Origin of the sequence: Belliella calami, from assembly GCF_022549695.1 — a bacterium.
Lineage (GTDB): Bacteria > Bacteroidota > Bacteroidia > Cytophagales > Cyclobacteriaceae > Belliella > Belliella calami.
In genome coordinates, this window is record NZ_JAKZGS010000010.1 from 1 (window position 1) to 17,798 (window position 17,798).

Genomic DNA, 17,798 nt, shown 5'->3' on the forward strand with positions numbered 1-17,798 from the left:
ATCTTTTTAATAATCTGAGAAAACAATGTAATATTACACATGAGAGGTCTTTGTTTTTGGTGCAAACCCAAAATACACATTTTGGGCAAAAATTCAGACCTCTCATATTTTATTTAGGACGCTATTGACTTTTATGTTATGGATAGAGAATTGTTTTTGCCAAAATCAAAGGAATAAGTCACTGGGATTTTCTGCTGGGTATACCGAAGCATCAAATTACATGAAAGGTATAAATTATAATTTTGGGTTTGATATTGAATCAGGAAAAAAACTTATCTATCAAATCAATGCATACTGGGTATCTGAAGACAAATCAATGCCAAATTTCAATTCAGGAGGACCAACTATCGATTTGTCTGAGTTCATTGATAATCAAGTAGGATCTAAATCACTTCTTAATCACACAATTATAACCGGATTAGAAGCTGGACTTGGCTATAAAGTTTTGGACAAAAATAGGGTCAAGCTGATCCTTTCCACAGGATTTAATTTTCAAAGATTGATTTATAATGAAATACAAACTGCCGTCATCCCAGATCAAAGCAACATGACAAATTTTGGCATTTATTCATTTTCTTATAATAAAAATCATTTAGGGTACCATGGTGGAATCACAGGATTGGCAAAACTGACTCAAAGAATATGGATCGGGCCTGAAATAAAATGGAGGGGATATTTCGGTGTGAACCCACCGATTCACCCGGTAATTTTCAATTCCTTGGACATAGACTCAATCAACATGAACGTCAAACTAGTTTTTGATTTGTAATACAAGTCTTTTGCTTATCCATTTGTTGGGATTGCAAAACCTATTGTTCCTAATAAAAGAATCAAATTTAAATCAATGAAGAAATTAACTATATTATTATTTTCGATGGCTTTTTCAATCGGATTCACCAATGCGCAAAGCCGATTTGGTTTGGGCTTTGGTGGCCAAGCATTAAAGTTTCAACATGAAACTATAGGCGAAGATGTTGGTGCCAGTCAGTTTCGGTCTGCTACTGGAAACTTTGATCTAGGTGCAAGGATCTATGGAAAATATACTATCAATGATAATTTAAATTTTATGCTGGGTATTGATCTTCAAACTTGGAATTTGGGATACCAAACTATTCATGGTAAAAACGAGAGTCATTACGGTATTTATGCATATAATTATTTTACTGGAATTTCTTACTACAAAAACTTCTCAAACAGTCGCTTTGGATATTCGATCGGGGCTGAATTAACTATATCAGAATTCAGTGGTGGTGCGGATTACAATGGTAACGTTCCAGAAGGCTCACGCCTTTACTAAGGTTTAAGCACTGATAGTAATGGAAATGAAATGGATAATAGTATCTATCTTCATGAATATTCAAGAAGTTCTAACGGAAGAAAACACCAGCTCTTTATTAGACCCGAGCTGGGCTTGTTTTATGATGTCAGTCCAAAAGGCAGAATCGTCCTAAAGGCGAACTATGGCTTTAACCTTCACGGCGATGTTTTGACACTGGATTACAAGAGAATCAGGTATCAAGGGGAATTTTATCAAACCAAGCACCGATACAGTGGGGATTTTATATCCACTTTATTAGCTAATGAGATCAAATTCAAGGCATAACTGACAGCTAAAAATTAGAATTATAAATAAACCATCAAGAGCAATAAGAAGACACAGAGGATACAAGGGCGATTTATCACAATTAGAATATTTGTGACCTCCTTTTTGAAATCCTTAGTGCCCTTGGTGGTTTAAACTTTTTTTATCCATTCTTTGTATAACCTTCAGGTAATCTAGCGAATAGAACACGGATGAGGCGGATGAAGTGGATGGTCACGGATTTTTAATCAGTGACTATCTGTATAATCTGTAGCATCAGTGTTCCATCCGGAAAAAATCCTCACTCCAAGGACTTAGCGTAGCAAATCCAAGTTTAAACTGAGGATAATTTTCTTGGAAATAACTGTATTTCTTTGGCTTGATTTGGTTTTGATCAAATTTGGCTTCAATAGCAATTGGTGGCAGCATATCAGGAATAATAAAATCCACTTCTTTTCCATCAGCAGTTCGCCAAAAACGAATAGCGTCCTCCCCATGCTTGTCAACCAACATTCTAAAAACAGCCATCTCCCATAGCTCACCCTTATCTAGTCTCATATTTATAGGCTGGAAATTATTGATCAAACAGTTCCTCAAGCCTGTGTCCATCAAGTATCCTTTTGGCATTTTGGTCAGTTCCTTTCTAAGATTTGCATAGAATGGTTTAACCAAAGATAAATGAAAGCATGTTTGCATGACATCCAAATAGCTTTGAATAGTTTCATTCCTAGCCCTTAAGGTATTTGCCAATTCATTGATATTCACCAATTGCCCTGATTGTGACGCTATCAGCTTCATCAGTTGATAAAATACATCTTCATTTCTGATTCCCGCCTCTTGGATGTCTCTTTTCACAAATGAATCCCTTATCTCTTTAAGAATTTCTTTCTTTTCATCAATATCTGATTCTATCACCACGGCAGGATATCCACCAAAAAGCATATATTCTTCCCACTCCAATCTTATCAATTCTATCTTTACTGATTTGTAGGTTTTATTTTCTTGTATTCTTTTGATTTCATCTATTAATGACTTTTTGTCTTTCAACATCAAAAACTCCTCAAAATCACAAGTATTGATTCTGAAAATTCTTTTCCTCCCAGCCAACGAGTCTTTAAATTTATCATCCATATAAAAAGCACTGCTACCACTGCAAACAATCTTGACTTGATCGCTGTGGTCATCATAAAGCAATTTCAAAAAATTGGAGGGGTCGTTTAGATATTGTATTTCATCAATAAAGACAGTTACTTTTTGCTCTGTTGTCGGCAAATATGCCAGTAAATTCAATGGAGAAAAATTCAAGTCCTCTAAAAGGATTCTATTTTCAAGATTCACAAATAAAGTAGGCTCTCCTTTGCTTTTAAGGTTTTGTTCGAGATCTTTTAGTAAAGTAGATTTACCCGTCTGTCTTGCTCCTGTCAATACCGTAAATTCTTTCTTCAAACAATGCTTCAAGAGTTTATCAAACAATTTTCTTTTCATGGCAACAGTCTTTATTAACACAATTATAGCTAAAATATTAGATATTTTTACTATTACGATAGATAAATTATCCGATATTTTTACTAGTAAACTAGATAAATTATCCGATATTTTTACTGTTAGAATCAGAAAGCTATTGTGAAATCGACAAAGAGCTACCTCAACACCCATCAATACAATACCATTTTTCGTCAACCTTCTCCACCTCTATCCTTACAAGAAATCTTATATTCGTAGCTTAATAGAAGTTGAATGCATACAACCAAAATGCTTATCTTTCTCTATTAATACCATCAGAAACCTAAGCGCCAAGTACTTTATACATGGTACTTATTATTTTGTACAAAAAATGAAACCAACCATCATTATCGGCGGCGGCATCGTTGGCCTTTTTACGGCATATTATCTGCAAGAGCAGGGTGTAGAAGTTGTTGTCATCGACAAGAGTGACATGCTGACCAATACCTCCACAGGCAATGCCGGAATGATTGTGCCCAGCCATATTATCCCTTTGGCTGCGCCAGGAATGATCAGCAAGGGAATTGGTTGGATGTTTTCTTCCAAAAGCCCATTTTACATCCATCCAAGATTTGACAAAAAGCTCTTGGAGTGGTCTTGGCTATTTTATAAATCGGCCAATGCCAAACATGTGGAAAAAAGTATTCCCTATCTCAAAAACATTAGCCTGCTGAGCAAATCCCTTTATCAGGATTTCAAACTAGAGCATATTGATTCAGATTTGGAATTGGCGGAAAAGGGACTGATGATGCTCTATCAATCTGCCGAGGTGGAAAAAGAGGAAATTGAATTTGCACATCTTGCAAGGAAACATGGGCTTGAAGCAGAGATATTAAGCCCATCTGATATCGAAAAAATAGAACCAAATATACAAGTCAATGCCAGAGGTGCAATCTTATTTCCAGGAGATGCACATCTCTCCCCTACGGCTTTGTACAGTTTTCTGAAGAGATATCTAACCGATCAAGGAGTCAATTTCAAACCCAACCTTCAAGTCAAAGGATTTGAAAAATCAGGTGGAAAAGTAACTTCGGTAATCACAGATGAAGGTGCCATAGAGGGGAATCAGTTTATCTTATGTGGCGGTGCCTGGACTGGTGAATTGGCTGGAATGTTGGGATTCAGGTTACCCATGATGGGCGGAAAAGGCTACAGTTTCATCCAAGAAAACCAGCCTGAGATCAAACAAGCAGCGATTTTGACTGAGACAAAAGTAGCTGTAAGCCCATATAGCAAAAACATTCGTTTCGGGGGAACGATGGAAATAGCTGGTGTCAATGAAAATATCAATCTCAACAGGGTCAGAGGCATATTTGAGTCCATCAATCGCTATTATCCCGATTTCCAATCCAAATTCCCTGAGCCCGAAAAGATTTGGAAAGGACTCAGACCCTGCTCACCTGATGGCTTACCATACATCGGTCAGGCGCCCAGTTTGGAAAATGTCTTGGTGGGCTCTGCCCATGGCATGATGGGGATTTCCATGGCTCCTGCTACAGGAAAACTCCTTACCCAAATCCACCAAAAAGAATCTACTGGAATCTTGATTGATGCATTTGGGGTTGGGAGGTATCAGTGATAGCGGTGTACTAAGAAAAATGGCATTTCTGGCTTACAAAATAATAAATGCAGCTGATGGGGAAATGGTTGTCTGGCTTAGCTAAATTTCTCCCAATTTATCTTTACTTTCGAAACCAAACTGAAAATCTTGAAAAAAATGAAACGGGCAGCGCTTATCCTACTGCTTTTTACATGTATTACCAATTGCAAAACAATTGAACCTCCCCTAAGAAATGCCCCTGAACCTTTGGCTTCTGCTGATCCAAAACCAACTTCAGAGAAAACTGCAAATCCAAAGGTTGATCATTCTTTTGTATCTGAAGAATTCAGGGATTTTGTTCCTGAGGTAATTTCAAGAGATCTTTTGTTGGATTACAATGGATTTGTCTTGGAGTTCGATACACTAACTCAACATGCCAAATGGGTAAGTTATTTGCTTTGTAAAGAAAACCTGGGGCATGGAGAAGAGAGATCGAGTAATTTTAGAATGGAAAAAAGGCTGGGTGACCATAGCCCACGAGATGCTTCTTACAAAAATTCCGGATATGACAGAGGCCATTTGGCCCCTGCTGCAGATATGAGCTACAGTACTGAAAGCATGTATGATAGTTTTTATCTGACCAATGCCAGCCCTCAAGTACCAGGATTCAACAGGGGAATATGGAAAAGGCTTGAGGAGCAAGTCAGAAAATTCGCTTCGGAAAAAGACACAATCTATATTGCAACCGGACCAATTCTAAAAGAAAACCTTCAAAAGATAGCCAACAGTCGAATTTGTATACCTGAATATTACTATAAAGTGATTTTGAAAAAAGACACATCAAATCCCCAAGGAATCGCTTTTATTATGAAAAATGAATCCGCATCAGGTGATTTGGCCAATTTTGCAATCACCATAGATAGTGTTGAGGTTATGACTGGAATTAATTTTTTTCCAATGCTAGACGCAAAACAAGAAGCACAAGCAGAAAGTAAAGTCGATATGAATTACTGGTTTAGGAATTGATCACTCACATTTATAATTTCGAGAAACACTACTTATCCTTCCGAAAAAAAATAACTATCTTAGGCTCAACAAGCTGAAAATTTTGAAGAACTTTTTTATATTGGATTGCGATTAGATTAATACGGATATACGGAACTTTGCCACTAACTAAAAAAAGCCTAATTTAGCTTAGATCCGATATTAATTGATATTAGATACTCATAGATATTGAACATAAGCACGCAATCAACCTTGGAATTAAAGCTACTGGCAAAGAAGCGTATAATCATATAGAATAAAAAACCAAATAGATTATGACTACAGAACAGACTATTTCACTAGAAAAAAGAATTGAAGAATTGAAGTCAAGCTTGACTGGAGACATGTTTCAAGACATGGATACAAGGGATCAAATCCACAATTTGGAAATGCAACTCAAAGGAGTAAAGCCAATGGACAGCCATATTGATTGTGTTGGTTGTGGAAGCTGATTTTATTTGTATTATATATGTATCCTCTTTCTTGCACGTAGCCAAGCAATAGAATATTGGATGAACGATATGTGGTTCTGTTGACAGTTGTCCGGTGACGAGAATCCGCAACAGATAACACCTCTTCTGAGCCAACGTCCACATTGCGGATACTCATATACTTAAAACATAAAAACCCTCTTGAATTAACTTCTTGAGGGTTTTTATGTTTAATCAATATTTTTTGAAACAACTATTTGTCTTCTGGTAAAGCTTTGATATAGCTTCTCACTTTAATTGCACGCAAATAAATTGTCACTAATGGAATCAACCAAAGTAGCTCTGTGAAGGCAAGGTGGAAGATGGTTCTTTTATTCCATCCCAACTCAGGAATAAAACCAAATGCAAACCATACAGCGAGGACAAATTTCCCTACAAGACCAACCACTATAAGATAATACCAAGAAATCGGATAAAACGCACTCAAAAAAACTAAAAAACCAACGAGCATACCAAAGCTACCCAAAGCTGTCGCACTTAAGGCAACAGGTGCAGTGGTCTCCATTGATAACCACCTTAAAAGGTCCTCTCCAAAATACCTAAAAAAAGCAGACCAAGCAAAAGTGTACATTCCTGTAAGTAATAACAAGCCTCGCATAGGCATTGGGAACATCGGTGTAAGACTAGTGTTATCCATAATATAAATTAATTATCTTCAGAAGAATTAACAAAAAAGCACCATTGAGGTTTCTTTTCTTTAACAAAACTACATGAAGGATTTCACATTCACCCGAAGAATTGGGATAATTATTATGATTCCCGCATTACTATTGACTGGATTTATTGTAGGCAAAAGATTTGGCGAGATAACCCCGCAAGCCATAGAAGGAGCGGAGACATTGATTGGCTTGTCATTTTCTGCTTCAGAAAAAGACAGCATGATCCAAAACCTCAAAAACTACAAGTCTGGATATGAAAAAATGCGGGAGAAAAATATTGAAAATGCTATCGCTCCTTCACTCATTTTCAACCCTCTTCCACATGGGTTTTTCCCAAACCAAAACCAAGAAAAACCAAACTGGGGTTTGCCATCAGAAGTTGATCTACCAGAAAGTGATCATGACATCGCTTTTTTATCGGTGGCTGAGTTATCCACACTTATCAAAAGCCAAAAGATCACCTCTGAAAGATTGACAAAAATCTATTTGAAAAGAATCAAAAATTATGGTGACACCTTACAATCTGTCATCACACTTTTGGAAAAAGAAGCGATCGACCAAGCTAAAGCAATGGACATGGAAATCAAGTCAGGAAAATATAGGGGGCCACTACACGGGATTCCATATGGAGTCAAGGATTTGTTTGCGGTCAAAAATACCAAAACGACTTGGGGAGCAATGCCTTATAAAGATCAAGAAATCGATGAAACGGCCACAGTTGTGGATAAGTTGAATGACGCTGGAGGAGTTTTGCTTGCAAAGTTCACACTTGGTGCATTGGCAATGGGGGATATTTGGTATGGAGGAATAACCAAAAACCCCTGGAATCTCAAACAAGGTGCAAGTGGATCTTCGGCAGGATCAGCATCTTCTGTTAGTGCTGGGCTGATTCCGTTTGCTCTTGGTACAGAAACATTAGGAAGCATTGTGTCTCCATCTACAAGGAATGGAGTCACTGGATTACGCCCTACTTTCGGAAGAGTTAGCAAACATGGTGCAATGGCATTGAGCTGGAGCATGGACAAAATCGGCCCAATTTCTAGATCCGCATTGGACAATGGAATAATCCTATCCGTGCTAAACGGTGTGGATAAATCAGACAAAAGTACGATTCCTGCAGCCTTTAACTATAATGTGGATAACACAATCAATAACCTGAAAATCGGTTATTTTGAAGATTTTTTTGAAGGAGAAAGGCAAAACAATGTTTTGGACAGACGGGTTTTGGAGGACTTCAAGAAAATGGGCTTGTCACTTACTCCTGTCAAGCTAAAGACATCTGTTGATGTAAGCAGCATTTTGATTATGCTACAAGCAGAAGGAGCTGCTGCATTTGATGACATGACAAGGTTGGATTTGGATGATTTGTTGGTAAACCAACGGAAAAATGCTTGGCCAAACTTGTTTAGATCAGCAAGATTCATCCCTGCAGTAGAGTATATACAAGCCAGCAGAATGAGATCCATTTTGATTGAAGAAATGCATCAGCTTTTCCAAGAGTATGATGTAATCATCACTCCTTCTTATGGAGGAACTCAACTTCAAATCACAAATCTAACAGGACATCCTGCACTCTGTATGCCAAATGGTTTTTTGGACAATGGAAGCCCGGTATCAATTACCTTGCTAGCCAATTTATTCGAAGAAGAGAAACTGATCATGCTAGGCCGAGCGTATCAGGAAAACACAGATTGGCAAAATAAGAGACCTCCATTATTCAATAAATAATGGTAACTAACCGCAATTTATTCACTTAAATAGCAAATTACAGTTCAATGCCATTAAGATAAGTCCTGCCAGGTTTTCTATTAAATTAGAACCGGTCTCTTATTCGGAAGTGAAAACCAATAATAGATTTAAACCTGGCAGGTCTGGTTTCTTAACCAAACGACATTGAATTACAATTCCATCTTTTCCAAAGATTGTAGAAGAATCATTTGATTTTTTGCTCGGTGCAAGTTTTGTTGTGGGTATTTGATTTGGTAATAGACATTGCCGTTTAGGAAGTCTGCCAAAAACCTAAACCCTGTGATACAGGTCATCATTTTACCCCCAAAGTTCAAAGAGTTTATTTCTTCATTTGTAAAAACCCCTTTGCCTACATCAAGAAATGCTTTATGAAGACTGGCATATTTGGCTTTATCAATAAAAATCTGGTCCCAATTTGTAGAGTTTTCTCCTTGTGAACACGCGACAGTTCTAACCAAATCTCCAAAATCATTGAAAACATAACCGGGCATAATCGTGTCCAAATCAATGACTGCTTCTACACTTTTCAAATCATTAGAAAAAATCAAGTTGTTTATTTTTGTGTCATTGTGAGTCAGCCTGAGAGGAAGCTTTTCCTTTAAAACCAGATATTCTTCCACTAAAAATTTCCGGGAAATATAGAAATCTATCAGCTCCTTTACCTCACCTTCAATAGGGATTTTTGTTTGTCGAACCGCATCTGTCAGTTGATTGAACCTTAGCTCTAAGTCCAAAAATCCAGGAATTACTTCCTTGAATTCATCAATTTCTAAATTGTTAGCCGCAATAATCAATTCAGCAAAAGCCTTGGCTGCAAGATACGCATGGCTAGGCTCACTCACCTCATCCAAACAAATCCCATCTACAAAAGGTGATATTCGAAAGAAATCTTCATTGATCTCGGACAGAGTAAATCCTGAAATACTTAAGATTGGGAGAGGAAACTCATATGGTAAGCTAAAATTATCCATATATTTGATCAATAACTCGTGATTATGTGAAATGATCTCAGGTTTCTTAAATACTAACTTATTGAATCGTTGAAGAATATAAGTTTGGCGATGATCTATCACTTTATATGTTTGGTGAATGTGCCCACTACCAAAAGGTTCCACTTGTATTTCCTTCCAATTGAGACCATAAAGACTATTGAGTTCAGGTAAAAAAGAAAAAGTATCCATGCTTGAAGAAATTTATTTTGCAAAAGTAAGATTTTTGAATGAATCATTCATTTAAATTAAAAACCTTAATCTAAAGGCTCTTTGTGTTTGGGAAAAATTTATATACATTAGTAAAAATTTTATTTAAGTATTTAATTTAAAATAAAAATTTTAAATAACAAAATCAAAAACATATGAACATATCGCTACTAGACTGGGGCATCATTGCAGCTTTTTTTGTGGTTTCAATGCTGATTGGAGTATATACCTCAAAAAAAGCGGGCACTTCAGCAAAAGAATTTTTTCTTTCTGGCCGAAATATGCCCTGGTGGCTATTGGGTGTATCTATGGTAGCAACAACATTTTCTGCCGATACACCAAATCTAGTAACAGACATAGTCAGGACAAACGGTGTATCTGGCAACTGGGTATGGTGGGCATTTTTGCTAACAGGTATGCTGACTGTATTTGTCTATGCCAAATTATGGCGAAGGTCAGAAGTGACCACAGACCTCGAATTTTATGAATTGAGATATGGCGGGAAATCAGCCGCATTTTTGAGAGCATTTAGAGCTATTTACCTTGGAGTCTTCTTCAATGTCGTGATCATGGCAACAGTGTCATTGGCTGCCATCAAAATCGGTGGTGTTATGCTAGGTCTGAGCCCTATTGAAACATTGTTGATCGCATCGATCGTAACAGTGATATACAGTTCTTTGGGTGGGCTAAAGGGTGTGTTGTTGACAGATTTCTTCCAATTTTTTATAGCCATGGCAGGAGCGATTGGAGCAGCATATTATATTTTGGATCTTCCGGAAATCGGCTCTTTGGACAATTTGCTTACACATCCAAACGTAGTGGGCAAGTTAAGCTTCCTACCTGATTTCAATGATATGAATGTGATTGTACCGTTATTGATCATGCCTTTGGCTATCCAATGGTGGGCTACTTGGTATCCTGGTGCTGAACCAGGAGGTGGAGGATATATTGCACAGAGGATGCTTTCGGCCAAGGATGAAAAAAATGCGATCGGCGCTACCTTGTTTTTCAACATTGCCCACTATGGTATGAGACCATGGCCTTGGATCATTATCGCATTGGGATCGTTGATTATATTTCCGAATGTGTCAGATATGCAAGAGGCTTTCCCACATATTCCGGTGGATAAGATGGGACATGATTTGGCTTATTCTGCTATGCTGACTTTCCTTCCAGCAGGTTTGATAGGATTGGTCTTGGCCTCTTTGATTGCGGCTGTTATGTCTACTTTATCCACTCATCTCAATTGGGGATCCTCTTATGTAGTGAATGATTTCTATTTAAGATTCCTAAAACCTGAAGCTACCGACAAGGAGTTGGTTTTGGTGGGGAGAATTTCTACGGTAGTTTTGATGGGACTGGCAGCTTTGCTGGCACTTGCGTTATCAAATGCTTTGGAAGCCTTTGAGATATTACTTCAAATCGGAGCAGGTACAGGAGCGATATTTATTCTTCGTTGGTTTTGGTGGAGAATCAATGCAAAAACCGAAATTGCTGCCATGTTGATTTCTTTGGTCGTGGCAATTTTCTTTCAATACATCAATCCCAAATTTAATATCATTCCTATTACTGAAGGCCAAGAGTATCTTAAGATTTTATATGGCGTCATTATCACTACAATCGGTTGGGTTACTGTAACTTTATTTACCAAGCCTGAAAAAGATGCTGTTTTGCTTACTTTTTACAGAAAAGTAAAACCGGCAGCCTTTGGGTGGAAAAAATTACTGAATCGCTATCCCGAAGAAGAGCAAGAACAAGGTCAATTACCAATGGAAATTGGTTTGATGTTAGTCGGATCAGTGATGGTTTATGCAACCCTATTTGCCGTAGGCTTCTGGATATATGGAAATATCACTGGAGCCTCTATAGCTACGGGCACCGCAATTTTGGGAGGGATTATCATCTTCAGGAGTTGGAAGAAAATGAGGTGAGAATTTGTATGATGGCCTTTTATAGAAAGTTAAATGCCATTCCATAAATCTTTTTACAAAATAATACGGTGTAAAATCATTTAGTAATCCCGTCCAGTTTGCAAACTGGACGGGAATATTTTTTGCTTATTCATGAACACAAATAAAGCAGATTTGCAGATGGTCAAGGATCGTGTCGAGTTGGTTGGTCTCATCTTCTCGTTTCTCGTTTCTTAATCCTTAATTATCAACATCTTAATGTTCGACCCTCTCAGGGTCGTGTGACACCATAATTGTGTTTTCATCCCCCAGTTTCACCGAGGGTTAATGAAATGTTAAAGCCTTTCAGGCTTCTCACTCTCTCTCATTGTCATGTCCTGAAATTACTTGACACTCTGTCGCGTCCTGATTTTTCTTGACACTTTATTTATAGATTTCTCTTTACTCTCTTTAGCTATTCAATTGCCCCGTCAGGGCAAAAGCGAATCAGACATTTACCATTGCATTGGGTTGAAACCCAATGTTAGTGTCAAGTACCCTTTCAGGGTATATTCTCATTTCTTTGTCAGGACATGAAAATTAAATGTCTAGCATCTCACTTCTTATGTCTAGCATCTTGGGATCTTCCACATCATTTCACAAATTCCAAAGTGTTGATCAAGTGCATCATATCAACTTTGACATGCTCAATGACCGGGGCGAGAGAATCGTTTTTCATGGCTGTATCAAAATAAAGTGCACCTCGAAGGAAGTGATTGGTAGAATCTGTGACAAAAAACTGGAATTGTGTTGGAACTTCTCCACTCAACTCAGCCACTACTCCTGTGTAGCCTTTAGGTGTCAAAAACACTGACTCTTCAATACCATAGGCTTTGATTTGATGCTTGGCAGTCAAATTGATCGCATCATTCAAGACCATTTTGACATCACTACCTTTGCTCCCCAATGGTAAATAAGTAAGGTGAACTTTGGCGCCGAATTTTTGATAGTTCAAATTAATCCAGTCTTTTTGATTCAAATTGAAAGAATCTTGCTCAACCTCTACTGCTATTGGCGAATCAAATCGGTAAGGATATTTGCCTTCGAGTACTTCAAAATCATGCGTTGGAAGGTCTATTCTGTTATAGCCTGTTGGCCTTGGAAGATAATCCCCGCCACAGCTACTAACCAACAATAAAATAGTGATCCAGTAAATGTTCTTAAATGACATGATTCAAAGTTATTAAATTGAATTGATTTGCGCTTTGGAATATCGATATTTATGTAAAATTCAAAAAAATCAAAAATATGAAAACAAGTAAAACTATCTTTCAAAGTGCATTTATCGTCATGCTCCTGCTTATCGGTCACACTGTCGCTACAGCTCAGACGACCATGGAAGAGTTTATGATGAAATGGGAAAACGGCAAAAAATTGACCCTAGCAGTGGTGGAAGCAATGCCTGATGATCTCCAAAACTACAAACCGCATGAGACTGCCATGAGTTTCAATGAACAAGTGACCCACTTAAGTTCAGCGATTGTTGGAATTGGTGGTGGTTTTTTAATGGGAGAAGATTCTGGAATTGATTTGGAAAAAAAGCCAAGCACAAAAGCTGAATTAAAGGCTTTGGTAGAGGCTTGCTATGATTACGGCAAAGCTACATTTTCAAAGTTGACAGAAGCACAACTAGCCGAAAAAATCGATATTTTCGGATATACTGCCAGCAGAAGACAAGTATTGGGATTGATAGATGATCACTGTACCCATCATCGTGGTGCAGCGATTTCTTATATCAGAGCCAATGGGATCGAACCACCAAGATTCACTGCATTGTAATGAAAAAAGCCGGGATGAACCCGGCTTTTTTTATTGGAAAACAACTCATTCAATTTTCCATTTAGTTATCCATGGTCTGTGCCCTCACAGACCATCGCCAAGGATTTTTTGATTATTATGCCTTGTTTTACACAGACTTTAGTAGGAGAATTAAATTGGTCTGTGAAGACACAGGCTAAGGTGTATTAATTCGGTCTGTAGGGCACAATCCTAGGTGTAATTAGAGCTGGTCTGTGAGAACGCAGAAATGAGTATAGTTTTGGTCTGTGAAGACACAGACCAAGGTTTAAGTTACCCTTTGACCCATTCGACTTTTTCTTCGATCGGCTTTCTTCGACCTTCTGGCCAACGATCTGTAGCAGGTTTTGCTACATAGAAAAATCCCATCAACATATCTTCCTCAGCTAAACCAAACCATTCTTTGGCTTCCGGCCAAAATGTAGGCCCACCAGTTCCCCAATATGCCGCCAAACCGTGCGCAGAAGCAGTAAGATACATATTCTGTACAGCCATAGAAACAGCAGCAATCTCTTCCATCACAGGAAGGTTTGCCTTAAGGTCTCTCTTCATTTTGATAGCAATTATATGCGAAGCTTTCAGGGGGTTTTCTTTGAATTTTTGAAAAGTCGCTTCTATGAAATTTCCATTTTTGGTAGCCCTTTCTTTGTAAAGATTTGCTTGAAAATCAGCAAACTTCACCAACCCATCACCTGAAAAAACAGTGAAACTCCATGGCTCTGTCAATTTATGTGTCGGTGCCCAATTGGCATTTTCTAGCATTTCTTCTATAATCGCATCATCCACCGGATCATTTTCCTTGAATTGAGCTACAAACATGGACCTGCGTCCACGAATGATTTTATTTACTTCTTCGATATTGAAATCAGGTTTTTGCATATTGTATTAAAATTTATAATTAGTATATCAATTCAAGATCCCTTAAAATGGTTTCCTATTTCTCCTTTATAATCCCACTTCTGTTGATTTTGGATTATTTTTTTCTTCATTGATCAAGTTGTACATGATTTGTTCAGCCTCTGAGTATTTTTTCACAACACGAATTGCTACCAAAGCAAGGGGGATCCCTATCAGATTGATTACCATGTCTACTTCTGTACTAGAAATCAAGTTTTCGACAGTATTCTCTTTTTTCAAAAACTGCATTGAAATCCTTCCCAGGAGACCGGAAATAATCCACAATGCCCACCAAGACCCAACCCATGCCACTGGTAAATACACTTCTTTTCCAAAGTTTCTTTTGAGTAAGGAAGTGGTTTCGGCGTAGAGCTCTTTCATGATTTGGAAAGGTCTGTAGAGATTGATAATTGGAACAAACCAAGCACCAGCTGCCCAGCCCTCACTTTGGTTGAGGTGTTTTACATTGAGATGAAGATTATAATATGCTCTTCTAAACCACCTAATAAACAATACCGCTGTCAGAATAATAGAAGCAAGATAAATCCAAAAAAACAAACTTACCCTGAGGTCATTTGCCTCTAATTCTTCCATTGTGTAATTCTCACCTTCTTGGATATTGATTAAAAGATCAAATTGAAGATAATTTGAAAACAATACAATCACTTCCAACATCAAAACTATCCAAAGTAAGGTAAGAGCATATTTTGCCCTTTGATCATTAGGTCGAATTTTTTTCATTATGAAACATCGAGATTAAATTACTTCTAATAAAAACAAATAAAACTAAACCCTTTCTCTAAAATTTCAAAGGGTTTTCTCCCACATTAATTTGCCATTATCAACATAAAATACCTCCAGAGAAGGAGCCCTTCCGTCTTTTGTCAAATGTCTATTTACCTTTAGAAACTATACCCAACTTTCACACCACCATAAAAATTCCTCCCTGGTGCAGGTTGGAAAAATCTATTTGCAAAAGCATTCAGGTCATTTCCCAAACTGTAGGACTCATCGAGTAAGTTATCCACACCCAAATACGCCTCCAAGTCCCAATTTGCAATAAATGTACTTCTCCAGCCAACTCTTCCTCCTACCAAGTTGTAAGCATCTTGATATACTGTATTAGCATCATTCAAGGGCAACTTATCCACATATTGATGGGTGAAGTTCAAATATAATCCAAATTTGGATCTGAAATCAAATTGGTTGACAAGAGTATTTGGAGCTACTCCTGTGAGTTGGTTTCCTGAAAAATCATTCCCACCACTATTGAAATCCGCAAACTCAAAATAATGCCCAGTAAACGCATGATTGATTTTCAATTCTTGAATAAGTGTCTGTGGATTTCTCCATACCGCATAATCCACTTGCGCTTCAATGCCACGTTGATTGGTACTTCCGGCATTTCTGAACAAGACTACACCTTGTTCATTGGCAAAAGTAGTGATCGTCTGATCCAGCTTGAAATAGAAGCCTATAACATCAATATTGAAGATCCCAAAACTCGATCTGTAACCCAATTCATAGTTCACTCCCCTTTCAGCTTCCAAATCCAAGTTCAAACTACCTTCATTGGTCCGAACCTCATCTATACTTGGAGGAGAAAAACCTGAACTTATACTACCATGCACTGCAGAGGTATTGTTGATCTTGTATGCAAGCGCAAATCTAGGTACAATAATGGGGTCAAATCTCCTAACATTATCAGCGGGATCATTTGCACTTGCATCAATAGTCCTGTTGATATCATACTTGGAAAAATTCTCACTTGCCGCCACTGTCAAAAGAAGATCAGGGGACAATTCAATTTCAAATTGTTGGAAAAGAAATGCTTGGGTTGTAATCAGATCATCACTAAACCTTACCGTATCTGCTTGGCCGTTTCTATTACCAAAATTTTGAGCCAATGTTTTACCCAGCTGGTATTCACCTCCGGCAATAATCCTAATCGGAAATCTACCTAGTTTATCATTTCTGGTAAATTTCGTCCTTCCACCATAGCTAAAGGCTGTTTCCTTTTTGTAATCTAGAATAAACGGATTCTCAAAATCAGTCGTGTTTACAAATACAGAGGTTTGATTTTCCAAATACTCATTGAACTGGTATGTATGGGATAACAAACCATAAAGTGACTTTTGAGTGATCGAACTGTTTTGGTCTATAGAACCTGGCCTTGCCTGCCTTGGATTTTCATTAGCTTGGTCAGAATTAAGCGCGCCAGGAATTTCATAAAACAAATCTGTATATAAAATCTGTGTGGATAACTCTTGTTTTTCGGAAGGCTTCAGATGCGCTGCCAATTGAAAAACTTTCCTATCAACCGCACTGTGCTCGCGATAACCATCAGATTTTTGATGCACATAGGAAGCACTTATTCCACCATTCCCTATTTTCTGGTCTATTCCAACCCTATACCTTAAAAGTCCAAAATCCCCTACATTCAAATCCGAAGAAATCCTATTTTCCTCTATTTCTTTACGGCTTTCCAAATTGATCACCCCCCCATTTCCTGCACCATATATACTGCTTGCTGGTCCTTTGATGATTTCAGTATTTTGGATATTGCTTAAATCTAAAAGATTTAAGGGAGTCGTTCCATCAGGCGAAGTGAATGGAATACCATTCCAATAAACCTTGATATTCCTTACTCCAAATGGAGACCTCAAAGAGCTGCCTCTTATTGAAATTCTATAGCTTGCCGGAGCTCTTTCCTCGACTCTTATTCCTGCTTTTGTATTGAAGGCGTTTACGATAGAAGTTTCATTAAACCGATGCAATTCATTTTCCAACACCCTGCTCACAGCACTCGCTTGCATTAGCAGTGGCCTGTCTGTTTCAAATGCAGTAACTGTAACTGAGGATAAGTCATTAAGAGCAATTTCCAATGTGACGAGATTCTCTTTATTTGGCATGATTCTTTGCACTTTACCTTGGTAGCCAAGGTGGGAAAACACTAGCTCTTTAGATTGTGTCAAATTAATTTGTGCAATCCCATTCTGATTTGTCACCTGATTTTTTTCTCCTTCTATCTTGATCACAACCCCTGAGATAGGTAGCTCATTGTGCGTATCGATCACTTTGATGGTAGTCTGGGCAAAAGTGGATGAAAAGGCAAAAAGTAATATAGGGATGATTAGTTTTTTCATGGTGTAAATTATTGCTCTTTGTATGAAACCTAGAATCTCGCATATAATATTCACTACGGACATATTCCGCTTAAAAATATTTAAATGCTAGGCTTCTTATTTAGGGATTAGATCCTAAAATTACCAAAACTTATATAGACATATTGTAAAAATTGAATTAAAAGTATAATAAAGCGAAATTGAACCCAAATAGTTATAAAATTTGTATGATTTTATCATTGAAAAATGACAAATTACTTTAA

16 protein-coding genes are annotated in these 17,798 nt (G+C 37.7%); 9 read left to right on the forward strand and 7 right to left on the reverse strand.

The features are described from left to right. Positions 1 to 220 precede the first annotated feature (220 nt). The 3 genes from MM236_RS12395 to MM236_RS12405 all read left to right on the forward strand — a co-directional run bounded on the left by MM236_RS12395 (position 221) and on the right by MM236_RS12405 (position 1,603). Positions 221 to 769, forward strand: coding sequence for a hypothetical protein (locus tag MM236_RS12395; RefSeq protein WP_241275298.1), 549 nt, complete (start codon positions 221 to 223; stop codon positions 767 to 769). Positions 770 to 844: 75 nt separating this feature from the next. After that, positions 845 to 1,297: a hypothetical protein gene (locus tag MM236_RS12400; protein WP_241275299.1), complete on the forward strand. Its 453-nt coding sequence runs from the start codon at positions 845 to 847 to the stop codon at positions 1,295 to 1,297. A 30-nt stretch (positions 1,298 to 1,327) separates the two neighbouring features. After that, positions 1,328 to 1,603 (forward strand): hypothetical protein, encoded by a 276-nt coding sequence (locus MM236_RS12405; RefSeq protein WP_241275300.1) that lies wholly within the window; start codon positions 1,328 to 1,330, stop codon positions 1,601 to 1,603. A gap of 255 nt (positions 1,604 to 1,858) precedes the next feature. On the opposite strand, the gene MM236_RS12410 is transcribed toward MM236_RS12405, so the two are convergent. Next, positions 1,859 to 3,067, reverse strand: coding sequence for an ATP-binding protein (locus MM236_RS12410; RefSeq protein ID WP_241275301.1), 1,209 nt, complete (start codon positions 3,065 to 3,067; stop codon positions 1,859 to 1,861). Between the two features lie 349 nt (positions 3,068 to 3,416). On the opposite strand from MM236_RS12410, the gene MM236_RS12415 reads away from it, so the two are divergent. From MM236_RS12415 to MM236_RS12425, 3 genes are all read left to right on the forward strand, one after another. Beyond that, positions 3,417 to 4,664 carry an NAD(P)/FAD-dependent oxidoreductase gene (locus tag MM236_RS12415; protein ID WP_241275302.1) on the forward strand — a complete coding sequence of 416 codons (1,248 nt, stop codon included), beginning with the start codon at positions 3,417 to 3,419 and terminating at the stop codon, positions 4,662 to 4,664. 138 nt (positions 4,665 to 4,802) lie between these two features. Continuing rightward, a complete protein-coding gene (locus MM236_RS12420) occupies positions 4,803 to 5,651 on the forward strand; it encodes a DNA/RNA non-specific endonuclease (protein ID WP_241275413.1) in 849 nt (282 codons plus the stop codon). A gap of 293 nt (positions 5,652 to 5,944) precedes the next feature. After that, the gene (locus MM236_RS12425; protein ID WP_241275303.1) at positions 5,945 to 6,121 is read left to right on the forward strand and encodes a hypothetical protein; all 177 of its coding nucleotides are present in this window, start codon (positions 5,945 to 5,947) and stop codon (positions 6,119 to 6,121) included. Positions 6,122 to 6,353: 232 nt separating this feature from the next. On the opposite strand, the gene MM236_RS12430 is transcribed toward MM236_RS12425, so the two are convergent. Continuing rightward, positions 6,354 to 6,797, reverse strand: coding sequence for a hypothetical protein (locus MM236_RS12430; RefSeq protein ID WP_241275304.1), 444 nt, complete (start codon positions 6,795 to 6,797; stop codon positions 6,354 to 6,356). Positions 6,798 to 6,870: 73 nt separating this feature from the next. On the opposite strand from MM236_RS12430, the gene MM236_RS12435 reads away from it, so the two are divergent. Further along, positions 6,871 to 8,547, forward strand: coding sequence for an amidase (locus tag MM236_RS12435; RefSeq protein ID WP_241275305.1), 1,677 nt, complete (start codon positions 6,871 to 6,873; stop codon positions 8,545 to 8,547). Between the two features lie 170 nt (positions 8,548 to 8,717). Here MM236_RS12435 and MM236_RS12440 read toward each other — a convergent pair whose 3' ends face one another. Then, on the reverse strand, positions 8,718 to 9,749 hold the full coding sequence (locus tag MM236_RS12440) for a phosphotransferase enzyme family protein (protein WP_241275306.1): 1,032 nt from the start codon (positions 9,747 to 9,749) through the stop codon (positions 8,718 to 8,720). Between the two features lie 173 nt (positions 9,750 to 9,922). Between MM236_RS12440 and MM236_RS12445 the strand changes: the two genes are divergently transcribed. Further along, positions 9,923 to 11,698 (forward strand): sodium:solute symporter family protein, encoded by a 1,776-nt coding sequence (locus tag MM236_RS12445; protein ID WP_241275307.1) that lies wholly within the window; start codon positions 9,923 to 9,925, stop codon positions 11,696 to 11,698. 610 nt (positions 11,699 to 12,308) lie between these two features. Here the strand turns inward: MM236_RS12445 and gldD are convergent. Next, complete coding sequence (gene gldD / locus MM236_RS12450; RefSeq protein WP_241275308.1) at positions 12,309 to 12,887, reverse strand: gliding motility lipoprotein GldD; 579 nt, start codon at positions 12,885 to 12,887, stop codon at positions 12,309 to 12,311. Positions 12,888 to 12,964: 77 nt separating this feature from the next. Between gldD and MM236_RS12455 the strand changes: the two genes are divergently transcribed. Further along, a complete protein-coding gene (locus MM236_RS12455; protein ID WP_241275309.1) occupies positions 12,965 to 13,495 on the forward strand; it encodes a DinB family protein in 531 nt (176 codons plus the stop codon). A 291-nt stretch (positions 13,496 to 13,786) separates the two neighbouring features. Here MM236_RS12455 and MM236_RS12460 read toward each other — a convergent pair whose 3' ends face one another. The 3 genes from MM236_RS12460 to MM236_RS12470 all read right to left on the reverse strand — a co-directional run bounded on the left by MM236_RS12460 (position 13,787) and on the right by MM236_RS12470 (position 17,556). Next, positions 13,787 to 14,392, reverse strand: a complete 606-nt coding sequence (locus MM236_RS12460) for a nitroreductase family protein (protein ID WP_241275310.1) — start codon at positions 14,390 to 14,392, stop codon at positions 13,787 to 13,789. A gap of 66 nt (positions 14,393 to 14,458) precedes the next feature. After that, positions 14,459 to 15,151, reverse strand: coding sequence for a DUF4328 domain-containing protein (locus MM236_RS12465; RefSeq protein ID WP_241275311.1), 693 nt, complete (start codon positions 15,149 to 15,151; stop codon positions 14,459 to 14,461). A gap of 161 nt (positions 15,152 to 15,312) precedes the next feature. Then, positions 15,313 to 17,556 carry a TonB-dependent receptor domain-containing protein gene (locus MM236_RS12470; protein ID WP_241275312.1) on the reverse strand — a complete coding sequence of 748 codons (2,244 nt, stop codon included), beginning with the start codon at positions 17,554 to 17,556 and terminating at the stop codon, positions 15,313 to 15,315. Positions 17,557 to 17,798: the final 242 nt, after the last annotated feature.